This is a genomic window from Serratia symbiotica (assembly GCF_000821185.2).
Lineage (GTDB): Bacteria > Pseudomonadota > Gammaproteobacteria > Enterobacterales > Enterobacteriaceae > Serratia > Serratia symbiotica.
The window spans coordinates 178191-196751 of record NZ_CP050855.1; the positions used below are offsets into that span (position 1 = coordinate 178191).

The following is an 18561-nucleotide window of genomic DNA, read 5'->3' on the forward strand; positions in this document are numbered from 1 at the left end:
ATGTCGTGGGCAAAAGCATCAGTTTGGACGGCTGGCTCCACATTGATCAAAATCGGCGTGGGGCTACTGGTGGTGAAACTACTGGCGGTGGCATTTGGCCCTGGCGGTGTAGGGCAAGCAGGCAACTTCCGTCAGTTGATTACCGTACTGGGCGTACTGTCCGGTGCCGGGATTTTTAACGGCATCACCAAATATGTGGCGAAGTACCATCAAGATCCGCTGCGGTTGCGTTTGGCTGTTGGCACCGCGTCGAGTATGGTACTGGGTTTCTCGACCTTGTTGGCGCTGGTATTCCTGTACGCCGCTAAACCCATCAGCATCGGGCTGTTCGGCCATACCGACTATGTCGGCGTGGTGCGCGCCGTAGCGTTTATTCAGATGGGTATCGCCTACGCCAACCTGTTTATGTCTGTGCTGAAGGGCTATCGCGATGCGGTGGGCAACGCGTTGGCAGTGATCGGCGGTAGCCTGATAGGTGTGGTGGTTTACTGCTGGTGCTTTAAGCTGGGCGGTTATGAGGGCGCGCTGACTGGGTTGGCGCTGGTGCCTGCGCTGGCTGTGTTGCCAGCTGGGCTGGTACTGTGGCGGCGTCACTCCTTACCATGGCACTATTTAGCGTTGTCGTGGGATAAAGCGGTGGCTGGCAATCTCAGCAAGTACACCCTTATGGCGTTGATCACCTCGGTGACGCTGCCCGTGGCCTATGTGATGATGCGAAAGCTGCTGGCGGCGCATTATAGCTGGGATGAAGTGGGGATCTGGCAGGGCGTCAGCAGCATCTCTGATGCTTATCTGCAATTTATCACCGCCTCATTCACCGTGTATTTGCTGCCAACACTCTCACGACTGACGGATAAAAGCGCCCTCTGCCAAGAGATTGTACGCTCACTGAGGTTTGTGCTGCCAGCGGTAGCGGCGGCGAGTTTCACCGTATGGCTACTGCGCGATTTTGCCATCTGGTTGCTGTTTTCGGACAGGTTTGTCGCGATGCGCGATCTGTTTGCCTGGCAACTGGTCGGCGACGTGCTGAAAGTCGGGGCCTATGTGTTCGGCTATTTGGTTATCGCCAAAGCGTCACTGCGTTTTTATCTCCTGACGGAAGTCAGCCAATTTCTACTGCTGATGGTGTTCTCACACTGGCTGATACCGCTGCACGGGGCGTTGGGGGCGGCTCAAGCCTATATGGTAACCTACATTGTGTATTTCACACTCTGTAGCTGCTTATTTCTTATTTATCGTAGGCGTGTATGACCACACTGATCCACGTACTGGGATCTGATATCCCACATCATAATCAAACAGTGCTGCGTTTCTTTAACGACGTGCTGGTGCCATGGCTGCCTGCGGAACAGACGCGCCATTTTATGGTGGCGGCAAAAGACGTGACCGCACTGGGTGAGTTCCCCACGTTAAGTATTGCCGCTTTTGCGGATAAAAAAAGCCTGGCTCAGGCGGTGATCGCCCACGCCCAGGCCGATCGTTACGCGCGCTTCTTCTGGCACGGTCAGTTCAATGCGCGGCTGTGGTTGGCGCTGCTGAGCGGTAAAATCAAGGCTCGCCAAGTCAGTTGGCATGTTTGGGGGGCCGATCTGTACGAGGACGCCACCCACTGGAAATTCCGCTTGTTCTATCGGCTGCGCCGCATGGCGCAAAGCCGCGTAGCCAACATCTTTGCCACCCGTGGCGACATGCTCTATTACCGGCAACGCCATCCTCGCGTGCCGGCTTCGCTACTGTATTTCCCGACACGCGGGGTTCCGGCGCTGGCTGGCATCAATGGGGAAAAGAGCCAGGCCGGGCCGATGACTATTCTGGTCGGTAACTCTGGCGATCGCAGCAACCGGCATATCGACGCACTGGAGGCGATCCATCAGCAGTTTGGTGCCGATGTCCGGGTGATCCTGCCGATGGGCTACCCAACCAACAATGATGCCTACCTTGAGCAAGTGCGTGTTGCCGGGCTGCAACGGTTCAGTGAAAAGAACCTGCAATTGCTGACGCAGCAGGTGGCATTTGAGGATTACCTGAATATTCTGCGCGAATGTGATCTTGGCTACTTCATTTTCAACCGCCAGCAGGGCATTGGCACCCTGTGCTTGTTGATTCAGTTTGGCGTGCCTTTTGTGCTCAGTCGGCAGAACCCGTTCTGGCAGGATCTGGCGGAGCAACATCTGCCGGTGCTGTTCTACGGCGATCCTCTAGATCCAGCGGTAGTGCGTGAGGCGCAGCGTCAATTGGCCTCGGTGGATAAACAGACCATCGCCTTCTTTGATCCCAATTACCTCAACGGTTGGCAACAGGCATTGGCATTGGCAACGAGGGGAACCTCATGACGCTGGCGCAGTTTGGTGGCCTGCTGGTGGTCTATCTGGTCAGCGTGCTGTTTATCCTCACCTTGACCTACCAGGAGTTCCGGCGTATTCGTTTTAACTTTAACCTGTTCTTCTCTCTGTTGTATTTACTGACGTTTTACTTCGGTTTTCCACTGACCTGCTTGTTGGTATTCCAGTTCGATGTCGAGGCGGTGCCGGTCACGTTTCTGCTATATGCCATGTTGTCTGCTACGGCATTCTATGCCATTTATTACGTCAGCTATAAAACCCGGCTTCGTCAGCACCGGCCCCGGCGGCGCACAGCGCTATTTACCATGAACCGGGTGGAAACCCACCTGACCTGGATCCTGCTGGCACTGGTGGCGGTCGGCACTGTGGGTATTTTCTTTATGCAGAATGGTCTGCTGTTGTTCAAGCTTAATTCTTACAGCCAGATTTTCTCCAGCAACGTATCCGGGGTTGCGCTTAAACGCTTCTTTTATTTCTTTATCCCGGCGATGCTGGTGGTGTATTTCTTGCGGCAGGATCGGCGCACCTGGTGCTTCTTTTTAGTGGCGACAGTGGCGTTTGGTACCCTGACTTACGTGATCGTCGGTGGCACCCGTGCCAATATTATCATCGCCTTCGCGTTGTTCCTGTTTATCGGCATTGTGCGCGGTTGGATCACGCTGTGGATGCTGACGGTAGCGGGGGTGTTCGGCATTGTCGGCATGTTCTGGCTGGCGTTGAAACGCTACAGCCTGGACGTCAGTGGTTCTGAGGTGTTTTACACCTTCCTGTACTTGACGCGCGACACCTTCTCGCCGTGGGAAAATTTGGCGCTGCTGCTGCAAAATTACGACAAGATAGATTTCCAAGGGTTAGCGCCGATCGTGCGTGACTTCTACGTCTTTATCCCGTCCTGGCTGTGGCCGAGCCGCCCGGATGTGGTGCTAAACTCCGCCAACTACTTTACCTGGGAAGTACTGGACAACCATTCGGGCCTGGCTATCTCCCCAACGCTGATCGGTTCGCTGGTGGTGATGGGGGGAGCGCTGTTTATTCCGCTGGGTGCGGTGCTGGTCGGCATGATCATCAAATGGTTCGACTGGTTGTACGAGAGGGGTAAAACTGAGCCAAACCGCTACAAGGCGGCCATTCTGCATGGCTTCTGCTTCGGCGCGGTGTTCAACATGATCGTATTAGCGCGTGAAGGGGTTGATTCGTTCGTTTCACGTGTGGTGTTCTTCGGTATCATTTTTGGCACCTGTCTGGTGCTGGCGAAGTTGCTTTACTGGCTTTTTGACACTGCCGGGTTGATCAGGACACGGGCGTTGCATAGACGTATATACCCGCCATACTCCAAGTTGCCTGTGCGTTAGCTCTCCTCGCTTATCCCAGTCACTGACGGGTGTTAGCACCCGGGGAGCTGCTGCGTGCCTTCCTGCAACTCGAATTATTTAGGGTATACAGCCCTCTCTGCGTACCAACGGCTTGCTGTAAGGGTAATTAACGATGGGAGAAAAGATGCCGATTCCGAAGTATGAACTGCGGGGTTTCCAACTATGGGGATTCCATGATATGGCGCAATGCATCGACTTTCTGTTTGACGGTGGCCGGGTAAAGCAGGGCGCGCTGGTGGCAATGAATGCCGAAAAGATACTGAAAGCGGAGAAAAGTCCAGCGCTGTGTGCACTGCTGGCTGACGCGGAATACAAGTATGCCGATGGCATCAGCCTGGTACGCTCAATGCGCCGCAAATATCCGGGTGCTGAAGTGTCGCGTCTGGCGGGTGCCGATCTGTGGGAGGTGCTGATGCAGCGTGCTGGCCGCGAGGGCACACCGGTGTTCTTGATCGGCGGCAAACCGAACGTACTGGCAGAAACCGAGCAGAAGCTGCGCAGCCAGTGGAACGTTAACCTGGTGGGTAGCCAGGATGGCTACTTTAAGCCAGAACAGCGCGAGACGCTGTTTGAACGTGTCCATGCCAGTGGGGCGGCCATCGTCACCGTGGCGATGGGATCACCGAAGCAGGAGATGCTGATGCACGACTGTGGCAAAGTGCATCCACGCGCGTTGTACATGGGCGTAGGCGGCACCTATGACGTGTTTACCGGCCATGTAAAGCGTGCGCCCAAGGTTTGGCAGAATTTGGGTCTTGAGTGGCTTTACCGGCTGCTCAGCCAACCTAGCCGTATTCGCCGCCAACTGAAGCTGCTGAAATTTGTCGGCTACTATTACAGTGGTAAATTGTAAGCGACGATTGGGCCAACAAATATAACCCTCAGCCCTAAAGTTACCTTCATTTATTCCATAAAGTTTTAAATTGCGGTTTGCTTATAGCGGTGAAATGCGAAACGATACAGCCCGGAAATTATCCCTGCCCACTGGCACCTGATGCGCGATAGCGCTGAACGACGTTTGCTCGCCGTAACATTGCCCTGGTCGACTAAAACCATCATCATCGGTCGCTGCCGGCAAGCAAACACCACCCGAAAATTATTGAGGATTTATGGCGTACAAAGAAAAACCGCAAGGACTACACCGGGGGCTTGAAGCCCGGCATATCGAGCTGATCGCGTTGGGGGGGACCATCGGGGTTGGCCTGTTTATGGGTTCTGCGAGCACGTTGAAATGGGCGGGGCCATCAGTACTGCTGGCTTATATCATCGCCGGGCTGTTCGTCTTCTTCATTATGCGTTCAATGGGCGAGATGTTATTCCTAGAGCCGGTGGCGGGTTCATTCGCCGTTTATGCACATAAATATATGAACCCTTACTTCGGCTACCTGACTGCCTGGGGTTACTGGTTTATGTGGATAGCCGTCGGTATTTCGGAGATCACTGCCATCGGGGTTTATGTGCAATTTTGGTTCCCAGAGATCCCTCAGTGGGTACCAGCGCTGACTGCCGTGGCGATGGTGGCGTTGGCCAACCTGGTGGCGGTACGGCTGTACGGTGAGCTGGAGTTTTGGTTCGCCATGATTAAGGTCTCCACCATAATCGTGATGATCCTGGTGGGGCTGGGGGTGATTTTTTTTGGCTTCGGCAACGGCGGTGCGCCGATTGGCTTCGCCAATCTGACGGATCACGGCGGCTTCTTTGCTGGGGGCTGGAAAGGGTTCCTGTTCGCGCTTTGTATCGTGGTCGCGTCTTATCAAGGGGTTGAACTGGTAGGCATCACCGCTGGCGAGGCCAAAAAACCGCAGGTCACGCTGAAGCGCGCAATCAATAATATCCTGTGGCGTATCCTAATTTTCTATGTCGGTGCCATTTTCGTCATCGTCACCCTTTTCCCGTGGAACGGCATTGGCACCGCTGGTAGCCCGTTCGTGCTGACCTTTGCCAAGATTGGCATCGTGGCTGCCGCCAGTATTATTAACTTTGTGGTGCTGACTGCTGCGCTCTCCGGCTGTAACAGCGGCATGTATAGCGGTGGCCGCATGTTGTACGCGTTGGCCAAAAACCGCCAACTGCCGGCTGCGCTGACCCGGCTTTCCGAAAGCGGTGTGCCAGTGAACTGTATTGCCGTCACCATTGTCTGCTTGTTGGTGGGGTCTGTGCTGAACTACATCATTCCTAATCCGCAGCAGGTGTTCGTTTACGTCTATAGTGCCAGTGTGTTGCCGGGTATGGTGCCGTGGTTTGTGGTGCTGATCAGCCAGCTATACTTCCGCCGCGCCTATGATAAGGAAGCGATCAAAACCCACAGCTTCAAGTCTATCCTGTTCCCTTATGTGAATTATTTGACCATCGCTTTTCTCCTGTGCGTGCTGGTTGGTATGGGGATCAACCCGGATACACGCGTTTCTCTGCTGGTGGGGGCCATTTTCTTGGCGGGTGTCAGCCTGTGTTACTTTGTGTTGGGTATGCACAAGAAACATCATCCGGCTTAAAAATAGGCGGCAACGCGGCAATAAGCCGTAAAAGAGGCAGTGGATTACGCTTTCCTGCACGAGAGTGAGCAAAGCGTAATCAAACGCAAACATTTCTGCGAAAAGCACTAGACAGAATTAGTGTAAATCCGTAGTATCCCCTCCCGCAACGGCGCTACGCGCCCGTAGCTCAGTTGGATAGAGCGCTGCCCTCCGGAGGCAGAGGTCTCAGGTTCAAATCCTGTCGGGCGCGCCATTAAGTTTCTGCGCAGGATCTGCGGTGGTGGTATTATCGCATCAAGTTAAGACGTTATGGTGGCTATAGCTCAGTTGGTAGAGCCCTGGATTGTGATTCCAGTTGTCGTGGGTTCGAGTCCCATTAGCCACCCCAACATTCAGAAAAAATGTGTAAGCTGTTTTGTGACTGTGCGAAGGTGGCGGAATTGGTAGACGCGCTAGCTTCAGGTGTTAGTGTTCTTACGGACGTGAGGGTTCAAGTCCCTCTCTTCGCACCACACAAATATAAGTGTTGTAGCTGTAACTATCTGCAACAAAGCATCGGCGAGTAGCGCAGCTTGGTAGCGCAACTGGTTTGGGACCAGTGGGTCGGAGGTTCGAATCCTCTCTCGCCGACCACCTTCTCACCCCACATTTTCTCTGTCAAAGCCCAGACAAAGCTACAAAAAACTGATTGCCCAGAGCGTAAGTTAGATCATCCCACTGTTTTCTGTTTCCTCGTAAAGCCCCTCCTGATGCATTGCAATCCATCCTCTCAACCCAAAAATGATCAATAGCCAATGATAGCTGGAGATAGCGGATGTCACGCGCTGAAACCGGTATCACACTATGCACCTATCTCATCAGGCTACTTAATTTGCCATTTTGGCCCTGGGCAGTGCTCACCCGCCTCACGGACTCCTTGTACGTTGCGGTTGTTGCACGCTGTCCTGGTCCAAATGGGATAGGCTCTATGTATCCAAAATAGTTTTTGATATGCTTAATGGCTGGTAAAAGGGCATGGTAATTATGGAATCCTGGTATTTACTTTATTGCAAACGCGGCCAGTTATCACGGGCGCAGAAACATCTGAAGTGGCAGGCAGTCAATTGTTTCAGCCCAATCATCACGCTGGAAAAAATCGTGCGGGGCAAACGCATCGCGATCAGCGAACCCCTGTTCCCCAACCGGGGTGTCAGTCACTTTGTGCGCTTTGGTGCGCTGCCGGCCACTATACCCTATAGGGTGATCGAAGAGCTGCAAATACATGTCGGCGAGACCTGCGTTGATCCACAAACCCCGCAACCGGGGGATACCGTGTTGATCGTTAACGGGGTGTTCGAAGGGTTGCGCGCCATCTACACCGAGCCAGACGGTGAAACGCGTTCGATGTTGTTACTGAACCTGCTCCACAAGCAGGTCAGCCAAAGTTTGGACAATCGACAATTCCAGAAGGTGTAATGCAAAAGGCAATTTGGTTTATGATGCGCATGAGGCTGTGCCAGCTATTGGCCCCGTCCTTCGGGTTGGCAACGTCACCATGCTCAATGACAGGACACAGTCTAGCGCTGCATTGCCCCGTCATGTAGCCATTGAGCCACACGCTTGGCGAAGTAGGTCAGCACACCGTCAGCCCCCGCGCGCTTGAAGCCTATCAGCGACTCCATCACCGTAGGTTGCTCTGGTAGCCAGCCGTTCTGAATCGCTGCCATATGCATGGCGTATTCACCAGACACCTGATAAGCAAAGGTGGGTACGCCGAAGGTGCTTTTCACCCGATACACCACGTCCAGATAGGGCATACCCGGTTTTACCATCACCATATCCGCGCCTTCTTGCAGATCCTGCGCAATCTCTTGCAGTGCTTCGTCGCTATTGGCGGGGTTCATCTGATAGCTCTTCTTGCAGCCGCCCTGTAGGTTGTTGCTGGATCCCAGCGCGTCACGGAACGGGCTGTAGTAGTAGGAAGCGTACTTGGCGGAGTAGGCCATAATTTGGGTGTTCACCTGGCCCTGCTGCTCCAGACAATAGCGGATTGCCCCGATACGGCCATCCATCATATCGCTCGGTGCCACGATTTCCGCTCCTGCCTCGGCATGAGACAGTGCCTGACGAACCAGAATGTCTTTGGTGATATCGTTGATCACATAGCCTTGTTCATCGATTACCCCGTCCTGCCCATGGGTGGTATAGGGATCGAGCGCCACATCGGTCAGGATGCCCAGTTCTGGCACTGCGTCTTTCAGCGCGCGTACCGCGCGTTGCACCAGGCCATCTGGATTATAGGATTCTTCTGCGTGCAGCGATTTCAAGCCCGGCTCGATGACCGGAAATAGGGATATCACCGGCACACCGAGCATGGCGATGGTTTCCGCTTCCTTGATCAGCAAGTCGATAGTCATGCGTGAGACATCGGGCATCGTTGCGACCTGTTCTTGACGGTTGTTGCCTTCCATGACAAACACGGGATAAATCAGGTCGTTGACCGTCAATTGATTCTCAGCAGCCAGGCGGCGGCTGAAGTCATGACGGCGCATGCGGCGCATGCGGCGGCCTGGGAAGGAACCCTGAAATGCGTGGCTCATAGTTTTCTCCTAATTCAAACCAACCAGGATAGCTGGCGGGTGTTGTCATTGGTTTTTCGGCGCAGAAGACTGGGTCTGTTGCCGCAGATTAGAAACAAAACAGCCTCAAGATACCGGGGGTTCTTCGCCTTGGTTTTCTCCTTCCGGCGGCGCATTGCGTTTGCCCGTATAGAAACGGGCGAAGAATATCCCTACCTCATACAGCAGGTACATCGGTATTGCCAGTAAAGTCTGTGAAAACACGTCAGGCGGCGTTAGTAACATCCCCACCACAAACGCCCCGACCAACACATAAGGTCGTTTCTTCTTCAGATCTTCCGGCGAGGTTACACCGCTCCAGCAAAGCAGGATAATGGCAACGGGCACCTCGAAGGCTACGCCGAACGCCATAAACAGCGCCATGACGAAATCGAGGTAGTTATTGATGTCGGTGGCGATCATCACCCCGACTGGCGCAGTCTTGGCGAAGAAGCTAAAGGCAAGCGGAAACACGATAAAGTAAGCGAAGGCCACGCCGAGATAAAACAGCAAGCTGCTGGAAACCAGCAGCGGCACCATTAACCGACGTTCATGTTGGTACAGCGCCGGTGCGATAAAAGCCCAGACTTGATACAGGATCATCGGTGCTGAAACAAACACCGAGACGACCAGGGTCAGCTTGATGGGAGTAAAGAACGGTGACGCCACATCGGTGGCGATCATGCTAGCCCCGACAGGTAGTTGTTTAATCAACGGTGCAGCGACCCATTGGTAAATGTCGTTGGCGAAATAGACCAGCACCAAAAAGATCACCAACACGCTGATAATCGAGTTTAACAACCGCTTACGCAATTCTATCAGGTGACTGATAAGGGGTTGGGTATCTTCAACAGCCATGTTTTAACGATCGCCACTAGGTTGGTGAGATGATGAGGTTTTCTCCGCAACAGGTTCAGAAGCCGTGGTGATTGACGGTGTGGCCACCGAGCTTGTCGCAGGCTGAGGCTCCACCACAGTCGGTGTCACGCCAGCGTGACTGGCTGCTGGGTCAGTGACTTGCGGGTTATGAAGGGGGCTGGTTCGTTCGCCTTGGTAAGTGCGTTTCAATGACTCTGTCGCCTCTTTTAGCTCCTCCATCGACGCCTTCAGCTCTGGCGTCAGGTGCTGTAGGCCAGCCTGTTCGGCCTTTTTCAGGCTGTCTTGTCGTTCTTGCAACTTCAGTTCTTGAGCAAGCTCATGCTGCACCGAGGCTGCCAGCGAACGTAACGCACGAACCCAGCTCGAAACTGTTCTGACCGCTACTGGCAACCGCTCCGGCCCAAGAACGACCAGACCGATAACCAGTACCAGCAGCAGTTCACTAAACCCAATGTCAAACACGGTTTATACCTGCTCTTTTTTCTGCGGATTTTCTGTTTTTACTTCCGGCGGCTTATCGGTAATCGGTTTGGCCGTGAAGTCAGCGTCATCCAGGCTGCTTTTCTCAGCCGTTTGGGTTGGCGGTGGCGTTTCGTCGCCGATCGCTTTTTTGAAGTCCTTGATGGAGGCACCGAGATCAGAACCCAATGTGCGGAGCTTTTTGGTGCCAAACAGCAGCACCACGATCACTGCGATAACCAACAATTGCGTAATACTAATACTGCCCATTCCAGTTACCTCTACATTTAAAAGGGCTTTAAAGTCTACAGGATTGACCAGGGTATCGAACCCATTCAAGGAGTTCGCTGCCAGCCAATCACCCAGCAGATAACGCCAGCAGCCATTATCCAGACGGGGAAAAGTGCGACCTGTCCTAACAGCAGCAGTGTACCGCTTACTAACAGTGTAGCGCCAACGCCGAGCAAATAACGCGATTGCCCCTGACGAACCCGCTGCACCTGCATCTGCTCAGTCAGCTTATCCACGCTTTGCAGCAGCAACTTATGCTGCTGCAAGCTGTGGTAAAACAGTTCAGGTAATTCGGGCAACTTCTCTGCCCAGAACGGTGCTTTTTCTTTCAGTGCACGTATCGCTGCTGGTATGCCGACCTGATCGCGCAGCCAGCTCTCAAGAAAGGGTTTGGCGGTGGTCCATAAGTCCAATTGTGGGTAGAGCTGTCTGCCCAGACCTTCAACATACAGCAAGGTCTTCTGCAATAACACCAGTTGCGGTTGCACTTCCATATTGAAGCGGCGTGCCGTATTGAACAGGTTTAACAGCACGTTGCCAAATGAGATCTCCGCCAACGGTTTTTCGAAGATCGGTTCACACACCGTGCGAATGGCGAATTCAAAATCTTCCACGTTGGTGTCGCGCGGTACCCAACCTGAGTCAACGTGCAACTCTGCCACCTTACGGTAATCGCGATTGAAAAAGGCGATGAAATTTTCCGCCAGATAGCGTTTGTCGTCTTTGTTCAGCGAACCGACGATACCGCAGTCAATACCGATATAGCAGGGATCTTCCGGGTGCTGGTAGCTGACAAAAATATTACCGGGATGCATATCTGCATGGAAGAAGCTGTCGCGGAATACCTGCGTAAAGAACACCTGAACACCGCGTTCTGCCAACAGCTTCATGTTGGTGCCTTGCTGTTCCAGTGCGTTAATGTCCGAAACCGGAATACCGTAGATCCGTTCCATCACCAGCACGTTTTCACGGCAGTAATCGGCGTAGACTTCAGGCACATACAGCATCGAGCTACCTTCAAAATTGCGGCGTAACTGAATGGCGTTGGCCGCTTCGCGCAGCAGGTTCAATTCATCCAGCAAGGTCTTCTCGTACTCGCGAACCACTTCACGCGGGCGCAGACGGCGGCCATCTGGCATCAACATTGGCACCCAACCGGCCAAGCGATACATCAGGCGAACGTCAGCCTTGATGATCGGCTCGATATCTGGCCGTATCACCTTTAGCACCACTTCCTGTCCGGTGGTTTTCATCCGGGCGCTATGTACTTGTGCAATGGAGGCGGATGCCAGCGCTTGTGGGTCAAACTCGTCAAACCAGGCCTCCAGCGGCCCCCCCATCGTCTGTTCGATAGACTTGCGTGCCAGCGCGCCATCAAAGGGGGACACCCGATCCTGTAGCAGCGTCAGTTGATCGGCGATGTGCGGTGGAAACAAGTCACGGCGGGTCGACATCATCTGGCCGAACTTGATCCACACCGGCCCCAGATCTTGCAGCGCCAGCCGCAAACGCTCGCCCAGCGGTTTGTCCTGATGCCGATTCGGCATCCAGAACAGCAACCGACGGCCAAAACGCAAGAGCGGCGTCAGGCGCATTTTAGGGATTAATTCATCCAGGCCATAACTAAGAAAAACGCGGACGATCAAATACAGGCGGCACAGTTCACCAGGGGTCATCGCTTGCCCTCCAACTGGTTCATGCGGGCGATCAGCGCTTGTGTGCTGTGGGTGACGGCGTCAACATCCTCGTTGAACCAGGCCACTTCCCGCGATCCCGGTGCCACACGCCACTCTTCCGTTAGCGTCTCCGCCATTTCATGTTGCCAGCGCTGTAAACCGGCTTTCAACAAGCTGGCTCCTTTGCCCAACGCCTGGGTGATGCCCTGAGCGGCAATATCGCCGATGTAGGGTGCCAGCCATTCGGCAGGATCCCACTCAGCCAGATCGAGCAGCGCGACCCACTGTTGTACCACCTGAATGTCGCCTTCCGCCATCAGTTCGCCGCAACGCATCAACACTGGCAGTTGCTGGCGATCGCGCAACTTCAGTAGCGCCGGGATACGGCTACGTACCGTACAATCCGCGTTATCTTCATATTGCCCCAGCACATCCACCCGCCGCTCGCTAAACACTAGCACCAGCGGAGAGGCCAGTTCCTTCAGCTCAATGCGCAGCACCTTGCCCGCTAAACGCTGCCGGGCGGATTTCATGCTGCGATCGTGAAAGAGTAAGCTGTTGAGCGAGGTTTCCAACGCGCCAGTCAACAGGGGGGTAAACAGCATCGGCATATTCATCTCAGAATTTGAAGCCACGGTGCAAGGCTACAATGCCGCCGGTCAGGTTGAAATAGGTGACGTTATCGAAACCAGCATTGACCATCATACCCTTTAGGGTTTCCTGATCGGGGTGCATGCGGATTGATTCGGCCAGATAACGGTAGCTGTCTGGATCCTTCACCACCAGTGCGCCGATTTTTGGCAGCACATGGAAAGAATAGGCATCGTAGGCTTTGTTCAACGGTGCCAGCCGAGGCTTGGAGAATTCCAGTACCAGCAGACGGCCACCCGGTTTCAGTACGCGGAACATCGAACGCAGCGCTTTGTCTTTTTCGGTGACGTTGCGTAGGCCGAAAGCGATAGTGATGCAATCAAAATAGTTATCAGGGAACGGTAATGCTTCCGCATTGGCCTGCACATAGCTGATATTGCCGACGATGCCGCGATCGCGTAGCTTGTCGCGACCCACCTTGAGCATTGAATCGTTGATATCCGCTAGCACCACCAGTCCCTGCTCGCCAACTATGCCGGAGAATTTGGCCGCTAAGTCACCCGTACCGCCAGCTAGATCCAAGACCCGCTGCCCACGGCGCACGCCGCTACAGTCAATGGTGAAACGTTTCCAGATACGGTGGATGCCGAATGACATCAGATCGTTCATGACGTCATACTTTGCCGCTACCGAATGAAAAACATCCGCCACCATGGCCTGTTTTTCGTCTCTAGCAACGGTACGAAAACCAAAATCGGTCGTTTTCTGCGGTTGTTCTGCCATATTCTGCCTGCTATTCAGTCAATTTGGTGCTGCTGAGTGTACCAGAACCCCACGTAATACCCCACCTTGCTGCGGTGTTCAAGGGGGCGAAACGGCGTTTGCTTTCCCTGCGGGAGGGTCTTCTTCTGCCTGCGGTAGCATACTGGCCGGTTGGTTGCCCACCGCCGCCTCGGCTTCGTGCTGTTGTGCGCTGGCCTGCTGAGCCAATAACGGATTGATTGGCCGCTTCACTTCGACTCCCAGCGTGCGGAAACCCTCGGTCTGGCCAATAAGATTACCACGGCCAGTACTCAGTTTGTTCATTGCCTGGCGATAACTGTCCTGTGCTTTGTCCAAGCTTTGCCCCAGTGCGGACATGTCGTCGACGAACAGCCGCATTTTGTCATATAGCTTTGCTGCCCGGTCTGCGATGTGTTGAGCGTTCTGGCTTTGGTGCTCGTAGCGCCACAGGTTAGTGATGGTGCGTAGCGCCACCAGCAGCGTAGTTGGGCTGACCAACATGATGTTGTGCTTAAGCGCCTCGCTGATCATCTCCGGCGCACGGTCAATCGCCAGTAGAAAGGCCGGTTCGATGGGGATGAACATCAGCACGTAATCCAGCGAGCGCAAACCGGGCAACTGCTGATAATCCTTGTGCCCCAGCAGCCGGATATGGCCGCGCAATGAGGCAATATGCTCGTTTAGCGCCGCCTCGCGCTGTGCCTCGTCTTCACCGTTAAAATAACGCTCATAGGCAATCAAGGACACCTTGGCGTCGATCACCACATCCTTGCCTTGCGGCAGACGGACGATCACATCCGGTTGCATGCGACTATGGTGATCCACCCGCACGTTGACCTGGGTTTCATACTCATGCCCCTCGCGCAGGCCGGAGGCTTCCAGCACCCGGCTCAGCACCACCTCGCCCCAGTTGCCCTGGGTTTTGTTGCCCCCTTTTAGCGCCTTGGTGAGGTTGATGGCTTCACGCGCCATCTGGGCATTCAATTGCTGCAAATGGCGTATTTCATGCGTCAACGTATGGCGCTCGCGTGCTTCCTGTCCAAAGCTGTCTTGCACCTGTCGGCGAAAACCGTCCAGTTGTTCACGTAACGGCAACAGCAGGCGATCCAGGCTTTGCTGGTTTTGTTCATCCACCTTGCGGCCACTATGTTCGAAAATACGGTTTGCCAGGTTTTCGAATTGGGTAGTGAGACGCTGTTCGCTGTTGATCAGCAGGCGCTGCTTCTCTTCTGCGGCCATGCGGGTCTCCTCCAGCCGGATGGTGACTTCACGTAGTTCGGCTTCCTGCGCGCTGTTGACCTCACGCTGGGCGCGCAGTTCCTGATTGAGCAACTCACACTCGTTGCGCCAGTGATTGAGCTGTTGCAGCTTTTCCTGCCCAGTTGCCAGTTGGCTGTGTAAATTGCGCAGTTCCAACTCGTTCTGGCGCATTTGTTGCTCATGGTGTCGTAACGTTTCCTCTCGAGCCGCTGCCGCCTGCTGCACCTGTTGCAACGCTTGCTCCAGCAAACGCAGTTCGGTCTCATACCGCGCGTTGGTCTGCTGCGCCAGTAGGCTGGCGATCAGCCACCCGAGTAGCAGGCCGATCCCCCCCCCACCGATCCCATAAACCAGACTGCTATCCACCCTGCCTCCTGTTAAACCTTGCCGCTACGGCGTTTCACACGCCCATTGCCTGTCACGTTAAGGGGAGGCTGTATGGATGTCCAGCACATTTTCATTGAAGGGGCGCAGTAGCGAAAAGTGATACCGCGCTGATTAGGTAGGTTAAAACAGTTTGAAGCGGTACTCGGCAATAAATTCTGCCGCCAGAGAATGAGACGTCTGATAGCGTCCATCGGCTATTACGGGGGTATTATTCTGGTGCTTATAGGACCAACCTGGGCCAACGATGGCGAGCACCGTCAGATTTTTCAACTTGTGATGTGAAGGCGTCCAGCGGCCAAAAGCGTTAATCTCACCGAGGCGTACCCTAGCCCCTTGATAGTCGAATTGACCATAGGTACCGAGCAGCCCGGCGGTGAATTCAGGCGTCATGCGGTATTCGGCTTCCATCCCCAGCATGGTTTCACCATCAGCCATATACGCTTCCACATTGGCCATAGAGGTGAAGGTGCCGCGTGAGTCTTTCGTCATATGACGCGGATAAAACCCCAACGCTCCTTCCCCTTTTGGTGCCCGAGTATGGGCGATACCCAACTTGAGGTTCCAGCGTGGCTCCTGCCATTTAGCATCGAAAGCATAGTGGTTGGCATTACGATCGAAATGACGTTTACTCAGCGCCATCGCCTGATAGCCGTCCAGCGCTTGGGTGGTGTAAATCTGGCTGCCCAGTGTGAGTTTCTCATCGGGGCTGAACGCCAGCCGTAAGATTTGGCGGCGCAAGTAGTCCTGAGATTCACCGTACGCCAATTGACCATTGAACAGGTCATTCTTATAGCCTAGCTCGGCAGTGGCGAGATGGCCGATAACACGGCCATCGTTGGTTTGCAGGCGTAGACTTTCGGGGGAGTTGCGCGCCATGGAACGCTCGATATAAGCCCCACGGAAAGACAACCCGGCACGCGTCGCTCCGCCTGACCAGCCCAAATAGCTGCTGGGAGAAAGACGGGTGGAACGGGAAATCACGCCATAATCGCGCAGTGTTTGCCAGCCCCACTGCGCATTGAGCGTAGCGCCACCCACCTCGCCTTTCAGTTTAATATAGCGCTGCCCAATTTTACTGAACCCCGCTGCATTGTCTTTACCATCATTGAGTTTGTTGTTGTACAACACGCCGCGAGAATTAAAAGCATCGCTAGCGCCCAGTTTTACTGCGCTGTAGTAATCAAGGTTAACACCGAGGATATCCGCCAGATAACCGGATTGATAGCCTAGCGCCAGCCCTTGTCCCCAGGCGCTGTGGATCTCCTGAGGCTTGGCAATGTCGGCGTCATCTTTGAGGTATTTCCAATAATTTTTCAGTGAGATCTCAGCCTGACTGTCCTTAAAAAAGGACGAATCAACCAGGCTTTTATCGGCACTCTGCGCTGTAGTTGATAATAGCGCAATAGCAATAACACCCCATGAAGCAGAATTTTTCATTATCATTACCCTCTGCATTAAGCATAAAGGTACCCTCCAGGGAAAATGTAATATCCCCAGGCATGCTAAGCCCGTGAAGAGTCTTTTTATTTTATAAAGTGAGTGTTACTGAGTTTTATTAATAATGGCTTTTCCTTTAGTAACATAACTAAAATCACCCACATCTTTCACCGTATATTTACCATTTTTATAAGAAATTTTGACTACTGCCGCATTCTCCAGTGGCTTATCTTTTTTCGGATCATCCGTCATATCTGAAATCATCATTAGCATTGATAACCCGGAAGAGACTGCCAAGATATTTTTATCTCCAGCCTTTACCGCATCCTGCACCATAGTATTCAGCGCACGTTGCATGCGCGTTTTTATCTGCAATGCATTTTCTGCTTCTTTTTTGTCATCGCTCTGACTGATGGCGTTTACTAATGTGATCAGCCTTAGGCGGCCTTCGTTTACCTGTTGTAACATCACCGCACCAGAGGCGATACCCAGCTTTTTAGCGGTGGCATTGGTCATTTCCTCATTACGTAGCCCTTCATAGCCGCCGAAGAACATCTCTCGTAAATCAGGCAGTTCCGTTACCTTAACGTTTGGTTGTACCCTCTCCTTTAGGATCACTTGCATCGTTTCGCGCTGGTGCCCAGCATCGCTGGTGTAATAACGATCAAAAGCGATCTCTTTCAACCCGGCTCCCAAGTAACGAGCCGTTTCAACCCCCGCTGGCGTCAACGGTGAATCAGACCAACCTTGTACCCGATCATAGGTATTGAGTATTGTTTTACCGTGGCGTGCAAAATAAATATTAATGCTGTCGTTCTCTACCGCTGAGGCAGTGAATGCTGAAATAGAAGAAAGCGTAAGTACAGTGGTTAATAGCCAAGTTTTAATTTTCATCGACATTCCTTAGTGGAAAATATAACGCCTATATATAAGTTTTTATGGTTCATGGATCGCGTAATAAGGGTGAAAAAAAACCCAAACCCGTTGACAAATTTGTCTTGGGTCTGGGTTTTGCCTGTTTAATTACAGTAACAATCCACTTATGATGGAAATTATCATCGTAAAAAAATAAAGGAAATAAAAAAACCACAGATAGATATAAATTCGTGATCGAATTCTCAGGCTTTCCTTAATAATTAATGTAACGCTTATAAATAATGAGATCCTATCCCGTTAGGCGTACATTGTTGCCGCCCGTTTGCACGCCGACAGCGCGCAACAATCGCAGCCTACAGGGAGTACCTGAGGAGGGCGAACACTGCCCAGAGCCAAAATGGCAAATAAAATAGCCTTATGAGATAGGTTCTATACCCTAAATAATTCAAGTTGCAGGAAGGCAGCAACGCAGCCAACCCCCCAGGAGCTTACATCAGTAAGTGACTGGGGGGGGGGGTGAGGAAAGCTAACGCACATGCAACTTGAAGTATGACGGGTATAAATAAGCAGCCCTCAGCCTAACCACTGGCTTAGCCATTTAATACCCAATGCGCCCGGTGCCAGAATGCCAAACGCCCAAATCATCGCTGAGGTGATATTCGCCAGTTGGAAATAGCCCTGCGGCATGCCGCAGATCCCGCCGACCAACGGCACCACGGCGCGCAATGGGCCGAAGAAACGGCCGATGAAAATGCCCAGCACGCCCCAGCGTTCAAAAAAGGCATGGCCGCGTGTCAGCAATTGAGGATTGCGCGACAGTGGCCACATATCAACAACCCGATGCTGATAGTGATGACCGATCCAATAGGAAAGCCAGTCGCCGAAGAAAGCGCCAACGGCAGCAGCAGCCCAAATCGGCCAGAAAGCGATACCGCTTTCGCCAATCAGCGCCCCCAGTGCCAGCAGGATCACCGTGGCGGGCAGTAGCAGTGACAGAAACGCCAACGACTCGCCGAACGCCAGAAAGAAGATAATGGGGATGGCCCAGCCCTCGTGCTGACGCACGATGTCGCTGACCCAGTTGATAACGTCATTAAGGCTCAATATACGGCTCCTGATAGGCAATATTCATGATG

The 18561-nt window shown here is 53.3% G+C and carries 17 protein-coding genes and 4 tRNA genes; 10 read left to right on the top strand and 11 right to left on the bottom strand.

All coding sequences use genetic code 11. The annotated features are described in order from the left end of the window. The 10 genes from wzxE (at position 1) to SYMBAF_RS00985 (ending at position 7644) form a co-directional block, all read left to right on the top strand. Positions 1-1251 (top strand): lipid III flippase WzxE, encoded by a 1251-nt coding sequence (wzxE, locus tag SYMBAF_RS00940; protein WP_040264484.1) that lies wholly within the window; start codon positions 1-3, stop codon positions 1249-1251. After that, the gene (locus SYMBAF_RS00945; protein WP_040264483.1) at positions 1248-2333 is read left to right on the top strand and encodes a TDP-N-acetylfucosamine:lipid II N-acetylfucosaminyltransferase; all 1086 of its coding nucleotides are present in this window, start codon (positions 1248-1250) and stop codon (positions 2331-2333) included. The genes wzxE and SYMBAF_RS00945 overlap by 4 nt, the downstream gene beginning before the upstream one ends. Next, the gene (wzyE, locus tag SYMBAF_RS00950) at positions 2330-3694 is read left to right on the top strand and encodes an ECA oligosaccharide polymerase (RefSeq protein ID WP_040264482.1); all 1365 of its coding nucleotides are present in this window, start codon (positions 2330-2332) and stop codon (positions 3692-3694) included. The genes SYMBAF_RS00945 and wzyE overlap by 4 nt, the downstream gene beginning before the upstream one ends. A gap of 133 nt (positions 3695-3827) precedes the next feature. Next, positions 3828-4568 carry a lipopolysaccharide N-acetylmannosaminouronosyltransferase gene (gene wecG / locus SYMBAF_RS00955; protein ID WP_040264481.1) on the top strand — a complete coding sequence of 247 codons (741 nt, stop codon included), beginning with the start codon at positions 3828-3830 and terminating at the stop codon, positions 4566-4568. Between the two features lie 256 nt (positions 4569-4824). Next, positions 4825-6207 (top strand): bifunctional threonine/serine APC transporter ThrP, encoded by a 1383-nt coding sequence (gene thrP, locus SYMBAF_RS00960; protein ID WP_040264480.1) that lies wholly within the window; start codon positions 4825-4827, stop codon positions 6205-6207. A 158-nt stretch (positions 6208-6365) separates the two neighbouring features. Beyond that, positions 6366-6442, top strand: a tRNA-Arg gene (locus tag SYMBAF_RS00965). 59 nt (positions 6443-6501) lie between these two features. Beyond that, a tRNA-His gene (locus SYMBAF_RS00970) sits at positions 6502-6577 on the top strand. Positions 6578-6614: 37 nt separating this feature from the next. Beyond that, positions 6615-6701: transfer RNA gene (locus SYMBAF_RS00975), tRNA-Leu, on the top strand. Positions 6702-6745: 44 nt separating this feature from the next. Next, positions 6746-6822: transfer RNA gene (locus tag SYMBAF_RS00980), tRNA-Pro, on the top strand. A 390-nt stretch (positions 6823-7212) separates the two neighbouring features. Next, positions 7213-7644, top strand: a complete 432-nt coding sequence (locus tag SYMBAF_RS00985) for a transcriptional activator RfaH (RefSeq protein ID WP_040264620.1) — start codon at positions 7213-7215, stop codon at positions 7642-7644. Positions 7645-7745: 101 nt separating this feature from the next. Here the strand turns inward: SYMBAF_RS00985 and hemB are convergent, their stop codons facing one another. The 11 genes from hemB to SYMBAF_RS01040 all read right to left on the bottom strand — a co-directional run bounded on the left by hemB (position 7746) and on the right by SYMBAF_RS01040 (position 18529). Beyond that, entirely contained in the window at positions 7746-8768 is a 1023-nt protein-coding gene (gene hemB / locus SYMBAF_RS00990) for a porphobilinogen synthase (RefSeq protein WP_040264479.1), read from the bottom strand. A gap of 105 nt (positions 8769-8873) precedes the next feature. Further along, positions 8874-9644, bottom strand: coding sequence for a Sec-independent protein translocase subunit TatC (tatC, locus tag SYMBAF_RS00995; RefSeq protein ID WP_040264478.1), 771 nt, complete (start codon positions 9642-9644; stop codon positions 8874-8876). A 3-nt stretch (positions 9645-9647) separates the two neighbouring features. Then, the gene (tatB, locus tag SYMBAF_RS01000) at positions 9648-10127 is read right to left on the bottom strand and encodes a Sec-independent protein translocase protein TatB (RefSeq protein ID WP_040264477.1); all 480 of its coding nucleotides are present in this window, start codon (positions 10125-10127) and stop codon (positions 9648-9650) included. 3 nt (positions 10128-10130) lie between these two features. Beyond that, positions 10131-10394 (bottom strand): twin-arginine translocase TatA/TatE family subunit, encoded by a 264-nt coding sequence (gene tatA, locus SYMBAF_RS01005; protein ID WP_040264476.1) that lies wholly within the window; start codon positions 10392-10394, stop codon positions 10131-10133. A 65-nt stretch (positions 10395-10459) separates the two neighbouring features. Further along, positions 10460-12091 (bottom strand): ubiquinone biosynthesis regulatory protein kinase UbiB, encoded by a 1632-nt coding sequence (gene ubiB, locus SYMBAF_RS01010; RefSeq protein WP_040264475.1) that lies wholly within the window; start codon positions 12089-12091, stop codon positions 10460-10462. Continuing rightward, a complete protein-coding gene (gene ubiJ / locus SYMBAF_RS01015; RefSeq protein ID WP_040264619.1) occupies positions 12088-12696 on the bottom strand; it encodes a ubiquinone biosynthesis protein UbiJ in 609 nt (202 codons plus the stop codon). Before ubiJ ends, ubiB begins: the two co-directional genes overlap by 4 nt. A gap of 13 nt (positions 12697-12709) precedes the next feature. Beyond that, positions 12710-13465, bottom strand: coding sequence for a bifunctional demethylmenaquinone methyltransferase/2-methoxy-6-polyprenyl-1,4-benzoquinol methylase UbiE (ubiE, locus tag SYMBAF_RS01020; protein ID WP_040264474.1), 756 nt, complete (start codon positions 13463-13465; stop codon positions 12710-12712). A 78-nt stretch (positions 13466-13543) separates the two neighbouring features. Further along, positions 13544-15091 (bottom strand): DNA recombination protein RmuC, encoded by a 1548-nt coding sequence (rmuC, locus tag SYMBAF_RS01025; protein WP_040264473.1) that lies wholly within the window; start codon positions 15089-15091, stop codon positions 13544-13546. A gap of 141 nt (positions 15092-15232) precedes the next feature. Then, positions 15233-16549: an OprD family outer membrane porin gene (locus SYMBAF_RS01030; protein WP_082026877.1), complete on the bottom strand. Its 1317-nt coding sequence runs from the start codon at positions 16547-16549 to the stop codon at positions 15233-15235. Positions 16550-16654: 105 nt separating this feature from the next. Next, positions 16655-17443 carry a histidine phosphatase family protein gene (locus SYMBAF_RS01035; RefSeq protein ID WP_052447682.1) on the bottom strand — a complete coding sequence of 263 codons (789 nt, stop codon included), beginning with the start codon at positions 17441-17443 and terminating at the stop codon, positions 16655-16657. Between the two features lie 555 nt (positions 17444-17998). After that, positions 17999-18529: a DedA family protein gene (locus SYMBAF_RS01040; protein WP_040264472.1), complete on the bottom strand. Its 531-nt coding sequence runs from the start codon at positions 18527-18529 to the stop codon at positions 17999-18001. Positions 18530-18561 lie beyond the last annotated feature (32 nt).